Raw genomic sequence first — 11,344 nt, forward strand, 5'->3', positions numbered from 1 at the left:
TTGGGTTTCCTGCCTCGGGGAGGGTGTTTTTGGAGGGTTGTCGGGCGAGGGTGGTGTCCCTCTTTTTGGGCGAGCCCCCCCCCCCAACAAACCCCCCGACGCGATCTCGCGTCTGGGTAGCGCAGAGAAAAGAGTTCGCGGAAGCTCGTCCGGCCTGGTCTCCTCGTCCCATGGACTCCTCGAACGGCCCGCTCCGCCGCGTGCTCGCCGGGCCGGGCGGCCCTGCCGTCGACGTGCTCACCGGGCTTCCCGGCGCGGACCTGACCACGCTGCAACTGGAAGTAGCCCGGCGCAGGGCCGCGAAACTGCGGGGGCCGGACGTCCTGCGCCGCTACCGCGCGGACCGCTTCACCACCCCCGCGCCGCTCGCTTTCGAGGCTTTGCGCCGAGTCGAAGACGCCTTGCTTTCCGCTGCTCCGCCGGAATTCGACCGAGTCACGCTCTCCCCCGTGGCCCCTCTCGGCACTCACTCCACAGTGGCCGGACTCTCCCAGAACCGCATCGTCCCGACCGGCCGCGGCACAGAGGTCGCCGCGGACCCGACGAACGGACTGGCGCTGGAAGCCGCCATCCGCCGCACTGGTTCCTCGCCAGTTCGTCTCGCCACAGTGCAACGCGTCGTCCGAGCCCAGCCTCCGGGCCCCGGGCTGTTCGCGCACTTCTCCCTCTTCGCCGCTGTCACCGCCGGCCGCGACCGCGGCAGCCTGGCCTTCGAACGCGAACACCTGGTGGAGCACGCCCGATTCCTCACCACCGCCGTACGCGCCGCCGGCGCCCACGCGGCAGGCTTCCAAGTGACCACATTGGACAACCGCTTCGCCGATTTCGCCGCTTCAGTGCAAGACGCGCTGCCGGATGTCGACGTATCCGACCATCCAGACCGCGCCCTCGGCCGCGGTTACTACTCCGGCCTCTGCTTCACCATCACCGCAGACTTCGGCACCGGACCGGCCGAGGTAGGCGATGGCGGCTTCACCCCGTGGACCGCGCGATTGCTCGGAAACGCGAAGGAACGCCTGCTCGTCTCCGGCATCGGCGTGGACCGGGTCGCGTCACTGCTCAACGCCCCTTCTTGACGATCCCCTCGTACACCGCCGCCATGTCGTCCTCGCCATGCCCTGCTTCGACCGCAGCCTCGAGGTGCGCCAACGCAGCCGCCGCCCCGCCGACGTCGATCGCATGCCCCGCGGCCTCCACGACGAGCCGCGCGTCCTTCGCCGCGAGCGATGCCGGGAAGCTGGCCGGATACTCACCGGAGAGCATCATCGGCCCCTTCGCCCGCGCGTAAGGAACGTCGAACCCGGTGCCGCTCATGACGTCGAAGAACAACTGCGGGTCCACCCCGAGCACCCGTGCGAGGGCGAGGCTCTCGCCGGTGCCGTTGGTGAGCGCGAGAATCCAAGCATTCATCACCAGCTTGAGCCGCGTCGCCGTGCCGGGTTCGGTACCGAGCCAGCGAGTCTTCGAGCCAATCGCGTCGAACACCTCCGCGGCCCCGTCGTGCACGTTGTCCGGCCCAGCCGCGAGCACCTGCAACTGTCCTTGCTCAGCGGGCCCCTTCGTCCCCATCACCGGACAATCCACGAACGGAACCCCCGCCGCGACGGACGCCTCCGCAAGCCGATCAGCCCACTCGACCCCGACAGTGCTGGTCTGCAGCCAAATCGTCCCTGGTTCGAGCGAAAGCCCCCGAAACACCTCAGCGACCGCCGGCCCGTCCGCGAGCATGGTGACCAGGAAGTCGGCCCCCTTCACCGCTTCGCCAGGAGTCTCCACAACCGTGACGCCTTCAGCAGCAAGCGGCTCCGCCTTAGCGCGCGTACGGTTCCAAGCCCGCACGCTCACCCCCGCGCGAGCAAGATTGGCGGCCATCGGACGGCCCATGATTCCGGTGCCGAGGAATGCGACTGTGGTCATCCGGCCATCGTGCCGCCAGCCACGCGGATCGGCAGGATCAGCGCCCAGCACCGTCCCCCCGAAGCTTGCCGTGATCAGTCACCAACTCCGCGAACCGACCCATCCCGCGCCCACTGTCCGTGAGGGGAACCCTGACGGACTCTGATTCCCTCTGGGTTCCCTCACGACCAGCCAAAGTCTGTGAAGGGCTCCTTGAGGGAATCAGATTCCCTCAAGGAGCCCTTCACAGACCACCCGCCCAACCGACAGCCGCGCACCCGACCCACCACCACACCCAAGCCCCGCGCCCACCTGCCCGACCGCAGCCCGCGCACACAAACCCACCAGCGCACCCACACCATCCCCGCACCCCGATACGAAGCCAAAAATGCGGTCTGGGGTTGCTTGTCAAGGCATCTTTCCCGCCTTGACAAGCAACCCCAGACCGTCATCACAATCAGCTTCGGGGTGCCCCCACGCCCCCCCGTGCGCAATGTCGCCTCCAGGCGACGAGCCGCAACCAACTCCTCAAACCCAGGAAACTCCCCAGGCACCACACCCCGCCCAGCCTCAGCACGACGCCGAACAGGATGCCGAACCCGAACAGCCACATAACCCGGCCGCTCCCCGCCGTCATGCCAATGCCGAACCCCCGCCGGAACGCTCAGCACATCCCCCGCCTCACACAACACCGCACGCACCTCACGCCCGGCATGCAGATACCAAACCGCAGCCCCCCGCACGAAAAACCGGTCCTCAGCCCCGCTGCGTTCCACCAGCGACGGCTCCCCAGCCACAACATCCACCAGGGACTCCCCGCCCCCGCCAATCAGAGAGTCGATCAACTCCCGATACCGAGCCAGCACGTCCCCCTCGGAGCCGCCCTCGCCAACAGGCCAGCGAGCGAACCCGGCCCCCGCCCGCCCCAGCTCGGCGACGATCGCCCCAGTGTCCTCGGTCCGCAGCAGCACATGCCCAGGCTGATCGTCCGGCCACACGGTCAACAGCGTCATCGCCGCTCCCCTCTCCTTGAAGAGGAGCAACCGGCGACACACCCGAATGTTCCCGCCCCAGCCCCCACCGGAAAGGAAAGTGGCGACCTTCACTCACCGGCCCGGGACGCTCACCCCTGCCGCTCCCCCCGAATAGTCCGCCGCAACCGAGGCACGCGCTCCGCCAGCGTCCGCTCCCCGCCCCGCTGGGTCGGCTCGTAATAGTCCCGCCCCACCAGCTCGTCCGGCGGATACTGCTGCGCCAGCACCCCCTCCGGCACGTTGTGCGGATACCGGTACCCCTGCGCATTGCCCAGCTGCTTGGCCCCCGCGTAGTGCCCGTCCCGCAGATGCGGCGGCACAGTCCCGATCGCGCCCTTGCGAACGTCGCTCAACGCGGTGTCGATCGCGGTGACCACAGCATTGGACTTGGGCGCGGTAGCGAGATGGATCGTCGCCTGCGCCAACGCAAGCCGCCCCTCCGGCATCCCGATGAACTGCACCGCGTGCGCCGCCGCGACCGCCGCCTGCAACGCGGTCGGATCGGCAAGCCCGACGTCCTCGCTCGCGTGCACCACCAACCGCCGCGCGAGGAACCGCGGGTCCTCCCCCGCCTCGATCATCCGCGCCAGGTAGTGCAGCGCCGCGTCGACATCCGATCCGCGAATCGACTTGATGAACGCACTGATCACGTCGTAGTGCTGATCGCCGTCGCGGTCGTAACGAACGGCCGCCTTGTCCACAGTGGACTCGACAACGGCCAGATCGATGGTCTTGTTCTCGGTAGCGGACGCAGCGTCCGCGGCCGCTTCCAGCGCGGTGAGCGCACGCCGCGCGTCCCCGCCGGCAAGCCGCACGAGATGCGCTCGTGCCTCGTCGGTCAGCGTGAGTTCGCCGCCGAGCCCGCGCTCGTCGGCCAACGCGCGCTCCAGCACCGCGACGATGTCGTCATCAGTGAGCGGCCGCAGCTGCAGCACCAAGGACCGCGACAGCAGCGGCGACACCACCGAGAACGACGGGTTCTCCGTGGTCGCGGCCACCAGCAGCACTGTCCGATCTTCGACCGCGCCGAGCAGCGCGTCCTGCTGGGTCTTGGAGAACCGGTGCACCTCGTCGATGAACAGAACGGTGTTCTCGGTGTTGTACTGCCGGCGCCGCCGCGCCTCCTCGATGACGCCGCGCACCTCCTTGACGCCCGCCGACAGCGCGGACATCGCGACGAACCGGCGTCCGGTGGCGATCGACACCAGGTTCGCCAGCGTGGTTTTGCCGGTGCCGGGCGGGCCGTAGAGCAGCACGGACGCCGGGGCTGCCCCCTCGACCAGCCGGCGCAGCGGAGCCCCTTCCCGCAGCAGGTGCTGCTGGCCGACCACCTCGTCGAGCGTGCGCGGCCGCATCCGGACCGCGAGCGGCGACGTCGCCGGGTCGGCCTGCGGTTCGACCGGGTTCGCTCCGGTGGGTTCCGGCGGCGGCCCCGCGTCGGGGTTCACCGTGAAGAGTTCGTCCTGTGCCACACCGACGACGGTAACCGACCACCCCGACAATCCCGCTCGCCCGGCCCCGCAGCTCCGCCGGAGGGGCAGACTGGGGCGATGGTCTCCTCGGTCGCGGTGTTGTCCGATATCCACGGCGTGCTGCCCGCGCTCGACGCGGTCCTCGCCGAACCCGACGTACTGGCCGCCGATCTGGTGGTCCTGTGCGGCGACCTCGCCGCGGGCCCGCTGCCCCGGCAGACGCTGGACCGGCTGGTTTCGCTCGGCGAGCACGCGGTGTGGGTGCGCGGCAACGCCGATCGCGAACTCGTCGCGCTCGCGGGCGGCGGCTCCACGAAGATCCCGGACCCGATCGGCCCGTGGGCGGCGACGCAGCTGCGGCCGGACCAGGTGGCGCTGCTCGAGGGACTGCCGTTGACGGTCACGCTGGAAATCGACGGGCTCGGCGAAGTGCTGTTCTGCCACGCGACCCCGCGCGACGACGAAGAAGTCGCGCTCGTGGACAGCCCGTTGTCGCGGTGGGCCGAGGTGCTGGACGGCGTCACGGCGGAGACGGTGGTGTGCGGGCATACCCACATGCCGTTTCTCCGCCTGGCCGACCGGTGCCGGATCGTGAACCCGGGCAGCGTCGGAATGCCTTACGGCACAACGGGTGCGCACTGGGCGCGGCTCGGTCCGGGCGTCGAGTTGCGGCGTACCGCGTATGACGTGGAGGCCGTGTGCAAGGAGCTGGCTGAAACGTCGGAGTATCCCGGAATTCAGGGGTGGAACGACGATTACGTACGGAATCCGGCGTCGGATGCGGAGGCGTTGCGGGTATTCAGCCCACGCGCTCGCGGAACGAGCGCCACATGATGACCGCGGCGTAGGGCAGGAACTCGCGTCCGCGTCGCCAGAGCCACGGAACGCCCTTCGCCACGAGCCAGCCGAAGTGTCCGGCCGCGCTTGGCTCGACACCGCCGGAGCAGGTCAGGCTCACCGGCTCCGGGATCGCGTAACCGGCTGCCGCGGCCAGCTCTGTGAAGCCTTGGGCGAGCAGCCGGTGGCCCAGTTCGGACGGGTGCAGGCGGTCGACGCTCCACACGGTGAGGTCGTAGGCGCCGGGCAGGGTGTCCAGGTTCAGGCAGGCGATGCCTTCTGTTTCCACCACGCGATCTATTGCCTCGTTCAACTCGGCGACGCGGGCGCTCAGTGCTCGCTTGAGCGAGGGCGGGAGGCGGAAGACCTTGCTGTGGTCGTGGAAACGCACCGGCAGGACAGTGGTTCCGACCGCGGTCAGCTCGCGGACGATCGCGGTGAGGTCGGCTGCGACGTGGTCCGGGTCGAAGTCTGGGCGGAGGGTGTCGTTCATCCCTACAACGACCAGGGCTACGTCTGGTTTGTGGGCAAGCGCCAGCGGAAGTTGGTCAGTGCGTACGCAGGCCATTCGCGCGCCGGTGAAGGACGGGTTCAGGTAGCCGGTTTCGTCGATGCCCAGAGCTTCCGCGACCAAGGGGCCAACTCCGCGCCAGCCGCCGCGGTTGGGGAGGGGGTCGCCTAGGCCTACGGCAGTGGAGTCGCCGAGGATCGCCAGGCGTTCGGCTCGGCGCGGGATCGCTCGGGGGGTCTGTTGGGGGTGGGACGGGGCTTCGGCTGGGGTGACTCCGACGCTGATCACGGTCACGACCAAGACCATCCGGTATTGAGGCTCACCGCTGGTGATGGGGAGGTAACGCGGTATGGACGGAGGTGGGAACTTCCGGTACTCGGCGGGGGCGAGGTCTGGTTTGGGAGGTTTGGGGGCTCGTCGGCGGGGCTGGCGAGCGGTCCGTGAAGGACTCCTTGAGGGAATCTAAGTACGTGAAGGAGCCACTCACGGACTCGCGCGGGTCGTGAGGGGAACCCTGAGGGAATCAGAGTCCCTGAAGGTGGCCCTCACGGACGGCTGCGGTGCGAGGTCAGCGGAAGGCTGGGTAGAACGCCAGGTCGGCGTGCGGGCCCAGACGGGCGGCCAAGGCGGCGGCGACTCGCGTGGAGTGCTCGGCGACCTCGGTCAGGCGTGAGTAGCCCGCATGCCTCGCCAGTTCGCGCCACCACGTGACCAGGGCGGCCTCGCGGCTGACGGGGGTGGCGTGCCTGCTCAGGTCGAGATGCGGAAGCAGGTCGCGGGTGATTTGCCAGACTTGCAGCATTTCGCTGATGGTGAGCTGCTTCGCCAGTTCGACGTCGTCGGCGAAGGAAGGCCACACATCGACGATTTCGGCTCGCCAGGCAGCGATCATCGCCTCGCTCATGCCCGCGGGGAGCGCCATCGCGCGCGGGTCGGAGACGAACGGCAGGCGCAGGCAGGAGGCGTCTACCAGTGCAGTGCGCACCCGGCCGCGTTCGAAGTCCAGGAAGCGGACTCCGGAGCCGGTGACCAGGTTGTTTTCCGGGGTCAGCTCGACGGGGCTGAACGCGCGGAAGGCTGCCGACCGGGCTTGGGCGACGGCTTCGGCGACGCGTTCGCGCACCGCTTCGGGGACGGGTACGTCGAGCAGTTCGGAGAGGAGTTCTTCGACGTCGTCGACCAGGCCCGACAAGCCGTCGTTGTCGGTGCGCACCGGGCCGCCCAGGCGGCGCAGCAGAGCGTTGAAATCGGCTTCTCGACTGGCGGTGCTGGCGTGCAGCCGTCCCAGCGACCGCGCCCAGGACAGCAGAGCTCGCTCGGCCGCACGGGAGTCGCGGGCGGCCAGTTTGTCCTGCAGGGTGGGCGCGCGGCCCAGGTCTTCGATGACCAGCACGCGGTGGCCGCCGTCGTGGGCCAGGAGTTCGGGGCACATTCGCTCGTCCGGAGCGAGTGCGGTGAACAGCTGGTAGCTGACGGCTTCCTGGGCGAACGGATCGACCCGGCCGGGTTCCGGCGGGTCCGGGTAGTGCTTGACCACCAAGGTGCGCGGCAGCGCGAACGAGGACGACACGACCCGCGCCCGGACGACTGTCGCCGGTCCGCTTCCGGAGAGATGCTCCGGCGAAACCAGCGTGATCGCACTCCCGAACCGGCGCGTGAGCACCGCCTCGCCCGCCGCGACGGCCGCGGCGACGGCGAGTTCCCCGGCTTCCGCCCGGACCCCAGCGTCGCCGGCGGAGGAGGTGTCGACTGTCATTGTCACCGACCCTACTCGTGACTGAGCAACCATGACCACAACGTTCCGGGCGCCGGGACGCGCCCGGATTCACCCACGGGAAAGCGGACGCAGCAATGCCTCGGAACGTTGCTTGCGTCGGCGAACTATCAGCACAATGGCCGCAGCAAGAACGATTCCGAAGAGGTTGACCAGCAGCTGCAGCACCGAAAAACCGGCCCGGTCCCACCGCCCGGCCACGGCCGCGACCATCGCGTAACCGGCCGCCGGAACGGTCGTCACCGAAATGAACACGCCGACGAGCGCGGCCGATTTCGCCGACGTCATCGCGAGCATTCCGGCCGCCCCGGCGAGCAATGCCACCACGAACGACGCGGGCCCGACCTGGTACACGAAATCGACCTGGTGGTTGTTGACGATCGCGTGCGCGTCGAAGAGCCCGGCCGTGCTGCCGAGCAGGACTCCGAGCAGCGTGATCGCCATGGAGACCGGGAATCCGACCGCCAGCGCGAGCCCGGCCCGGCGCACCAGGTCCCAGCGGCCCAGCACCACGCCGACCGCGATCGCGGCGAGCGGGCCGAACTCGGGCCCGACCACCATCGCGCCGACGATCGTGACCGACGAATCGGTGAGCACGCCGACCGCGGCGAGCAGGCACGCGATGGCGAGGAACGCCTGGAACGTGGCGTTCCAGCGCGATTCCTCGCCGGTGCGGCCGAGCAGCTCCTGCCACACGACCGCGTCCGCGCCTTCGCCGGGAGCGGCTTCCTCGGCCGCGTCGGCGGCATCGGACAGCGCGGTGTCCAGCGATTCCATGGTGATGCCGCCGCTGCGGTCGAGACCGAGCGTGCACAGTGCGTCGACGATTTCGTCGGCCGCTTCCCGCGCGATGTCCGCCTCGATGAGGTCGCCCTCGGGCGAGACGGACGCCCCGCGGTGCACGATCAGGTGCGCCGCGCCCGGGTGGGTGCGCAGCAGCTCCAGCGTCTCGTCAGTGCGCTCCGGCGGGCAGATCGCCCTGAGGTGCAGCACTAGCCCACCCCGCCCCGCCAGCCACCGTCGACGGACACGCTGCCCGCGGCCACTACTTCTCCTGCGCGGCAGCCGGTTTGCTCTGCGGGACAGCCGGTTTCGCGTCGATCCCGGCTTCCTTGCGCTGCTGTGCGGTGATCGGCGCGGGCGCGGCGGTGAGCGGGTCGTAGCCGCCGCCGGTCTTCGGGAACGCGATCACGTCGCGCAGCGAATCGGCCTTGGCCAGCAGCATCACGATGCGGTCCCAGCCGAACGCGATGCCGCCGTGCGGGGGCGCGCCGAACTGGAACGCCTCGAGCAGGAAGCCGAACTTCTCCTGCGCTTCCTCCTCGCCGAGGCCCATCAGCGCGAACACGCGCTTCTGAACGTCCTCGCGATGGATACGGATCGAGCCGCCGCCGATCTCGTTGCCGTTGCAGACGAGGTCGTAGGCGTAGGCGAGCGCGTTGCCCGGGTCCTGCTCGAACTTGTCGATCCACTCCGGGGTCGGCGAGGTGAACGCGTGGTGCACGGCGGTCCACTTGCCGGAGCCGACCGCGACGTCGTCGCCGATGTCCTCGACCGGCGCGAACAGCGGCGCGTCCACGACCCACACGAACGACCAGGCGTCCTCGTCGATCAGGCCGAGCTTGCGGCCGATCTCGTCGCGCGCGGCGCCGAGCAGCGGCTGCGCGGCGGAAACCTTGCCCGCGGCGAAGAAGATGCAGTCGCCGGGCTTCGCGCCGGCGGCTTCCGCGACGTTCGCGCGCTCGGTCTCGGACAGGTTCTTGGCGACCGGGCCGCCGAGCGTGCCGTCCTCGTTGACCAGGACGTACGCCAGGCCCTTCGCGCCGCGCTGCTTCGCCCACTCCTGCCAGGCGTCGAGCTGACGGCGCGGCTGCGAGGCCCCGCCCGCCATGACGACCGCGCCGACGTACGGGGCCTGGAACACGCGGAACGGCGTGTCGGAGAAGAACTCGGTGAGTTCGGTGATCTCGAGGTCGAAGCGCAGGTCCGGCTTGTCGGAGCCGTACTTCGCCATCGACTCGCGGTAGGTGATCCGCGGGATCGGGGTCGCGATCTCGTGGCCGATCAGCTTCCAGAGCGACTTCACGATCGCTTCGCCGACCGCGATGACGTCGTCCTGCTCGACGAAGCTCATCTCGATGTCGAGCTGGGTGAACTCGGGCTGCCGGTCCGCGCGGAAGTCCTCGTCGCGGTAGCAGCGGGCGATCTGGAAGTAGCGTTCCATGCCGCCGACCATGAGCAGCTGCTTGAACAGCTGCGGCGACTGCGGGAGCGCGTACCAGGAACCGGGCTTGAGCCGCGCGGGCACGAGGAAGTCGCGGGCGCCTTCCGGGGTGGAGCGGGTCATCGTCGGCGTCTCGATCTCGACGAAGTCCTGCCCGTGCAGCACCTCGCGCGCGACGCGGCTGACCTCGCTGCGCAGCCGGATGGCGGACGCCGGACCGCTGCGGCGCAGGTCGAGGTAGCGGTACTTGAGCCGGACCTCCTCGCCCACGTCGACCCGGTCGTCGATCGGGAACGGCAGCGGAGCGGCCTCGGACAGCACGACCAGTTCGGTGGCGAGCACCTCGATGTCGCCGGTGGGGATGTCGGGGTTCGCGTTGCCCTCGGGCCGCCGCGACACCTCGCCGACGACCTTCACGCAGAATTCGGAGCGCAGCGCGTGCGCGCGCTCGGCCATCTCGCCCTCGCGGAACACGACCTGCGCGACGCCGCTGGCGTCCCGGAGATCGATGAAGATGACTCCGCCGTGATCGCGCCGCCGCGCCACCCAGCCGGTGAGGGTGACGGTCTGACCGGCCTGCCCGGCACGCAGAGTGCCGGCTTGATGAGTGCGGAGCACTGCGACTGCTCTCCCTAGGTCCACGAAGTTCGGGTGCGGCGTCGTCGTGTTCGGTTGTTCGCCGAGCACGCATTTCGCCGGATACAGAGGCTAACGAACCCGGTGATGGGGGGCGCGGGCAGGTTTGGGTCGGGGTGGCGAGGTGATGGGGGTTGCGGTGGTGGGGGCGGTGGGTTCGGTGGCGGGGCGGGCTTGGCGGGGTGGATTGGGTTGGTGGGCGAGGTGGGGTGGGGAGGTGAGCGGGTGCACGGGGCGAGGTGGGCCAGGTCGGGCCGCGCGGCTGGGGCGGCGGCGGGTTCGGGTGGCTGGGCGGGCCGAAACGGGTTGCCGGGAGAGCACGGGGTGCTGGGCTGGGCTGGGCTGGGCTGGGCGGGTCGACACCGGTTGCCGGGAGAGCAGAGGGTGCTGGGCCGGGCGGGCCGAAACGGGTGCTGGGAGAGATGGGGCTGGAGGGGCAGGGGCGCGTGCGCACGTGGAGGCGAGCGCTGCCTCGCGCCACCGGGCCGGGACAGCGGTGAGGCGGCGACACGGGCACGCTCAGGTGGCTAGAGAGGCGGCCGGAGCGGAGGCAGAGTTCGGGCGGCGGTTCGGGTTCTCCGCACTGAGTCCCCGGCATGTCTGCCGGTAGGCGCGCGAGGCTCAGCTCGCACCGAGGGAGGCGCACGCCGCGCGGTTCGCCGCGATCCGCGGGCGGGCGGCCCCCGGGCCCGCCCGCCCGCGGAAAGCAAGGTTCGTCCGGTCAGCCGCCTCGCGGCGTGGATCGCGCGGCGAACTGCCTGCGTCACGGGGTTGCCGTGCGCCCGGTGCAGCGGGGTCGCCACAGACTGCCTGCGTCACGGATTGCCGTACGCCCCATGCAGCGGGGTCTCCGCAGACAGGGTCGCCCGGCTCCCGGCTCCCGGCTCCCGGCTCCCGGCTCCCGGCTCCCGGCTCCCGGCTCCCGGCTCCCGGCTCCCGGCTCCCGGCTCCCGGCTCCCG

The 11,344-nt window shown here is 70.1% G+C and carries 9 protein-coding genes; 2 read left to right on the forward strand and 7 right to left on the reverse strand.

Going from position 1 to position 11,344, the window contains the following annotated elements; genetic code table 11:
* The first annotated feature begins 170 nt into the window (after positions 1-170).
* Positions 171-1,076: a nucleotidyl cyclase domain-containing protein gene (locus tag ACZ7OI_RS35010; RefSeq protein ID WP_470268355.1), complete on the forward strand. Its 906-nt coding sequence runs from the start codon at positions 171-173 to the stop codon at positions 1,074-1,076.
* Here ACZ7OI_RS35010 and ACZ7OI_RS35015 read toward each other — a convergent pair.
* The 3 genes from ACZ7OI_RS35015 to ACZ7OI_RS35025 form a co-directional block, all read right to left on the reverse strand.
* Positions 1,060-1,917, reverse strand: a complete 858-nt coding sequence (locus tag ACZ7OI_RS35015; RefSeq protein ID WP_470268356.1) for an NAD(P)-dependent oxidoreductase — start codon at positions 1,915-1,917, stop codon at positions 1,060-1,062. The genes ACZ7OI_RS35010 and ACZ7OI_RS35015 overlap by 17 nt on opposite strands.
* A gap of 161 nt (positions 1,918-2,078) precedes the next feature.
* The gene (locus ACZ7OI_RS35020; RefSeq protein WP_470268357.1) at positions 2,079-2,909 is read right to left on the reverse strand and encodes a hypothetical protein; all 831 of its coding nucleotides are present in this window, start codon (positions 2,907-2,909) and stop codon (positions 2,079-2,081) included.
* A 110-nt stretch (positions 2,910-3,019) separates the two neighbouring features.
* Positions 3,020-4,402 (reverse strand): replication-associated recombination protein A, encoded by a 1,383-nt coding sequence (locus ACZ7OI_RS35025; protein ID WP_470268358.1) that lies wholly within the window; start codon positions 4,400-4,402, stop codon positions 3,020-3,022.
* Between the two features lie 78 nt (positions 4,403-4,480).
* Between ACZ7OI_RS35025 and ACZ7OI_RS35030 the strand changes: the two genes are divergently transcribed.
* Complete coding sequence (locus tag ACZ7OI_RS35030; RefSeq protein WP_470268359.1) at positions 4,481-5,236, forward strand: metallophosphoesterase family protein; 756 nt, start codon at positions 4,481-4,483, stop codon at positions 5,234-5,236.
* On the opposite strand, the gene ACZ7OI_RS35035 is transcribed toward ACZ7OI_RS35030, so the two are convergent.
* From ACZ7OI_RS35035 to aspS, 4 genes are all read right to left on the reverse strand, one after another.
* The gene (locus tag ACZ7OI_RS35035; RefSeq protein WP_470268360.1) at positions 5,202-6,056 is read right to left on the reverse strand and encodes an SGNH/GDSL hydrolase family protein; all 855 of its coding nucleotides are present in this window, start codon (positions 6,054-6,056) and stop codon (positions 5,202-5,204) included. The two genes, ACZ7OI_RS35030 and ACZ7OI_RS35035, sit on opposite strands and share 35 nt — an antisense overlap.
* 262 nt (positions 6,057-6,318) lie before the next feature.
* Positions 6,319-7,506 carry a phosphotransferase gene (locus ACZ7OI_RS35040; RefSeq protein WP_470268361.1) on the reverse strand — a complete coding sequence of 396 codons (1,188 nt, stop codon included), beginning with the start codon at positions 7,504-7,506 and terminating at the stop codon, positions 6,319-6,321.
* Between the two features lie 69 nt (positions 7,507-7,575).
* A complete protein-coding gene (locus ACZ7OI_RS35045; RefSeq protein ID WP_470268362.1) occupies positions 7,576-8,517 on the reverse strand; it encodes a DUF389 domain-containing protein in 942 nt (313 codons plus the stop codon).
* 52 nt (positions 8,518-8,569) lie between these two features.
* Positions 8,570-10,366 (reverse strand): aspartate--tRNA ligase, encoded by a 1,797-nt coding sequence (gene aspS / locus ACZ7OI_RS35050; protein WP_470268363.1) that lies wholly within the window; start codon positions 10,364-10,366, stop codon positions 8,570-8,572.
* Positions 10,367-11,344: the final 978 nt, after the last annotated feature.

It is taken from the genome of Amycolatopsis sp. NPDC114503 (genome assembly GCF_055633655.1).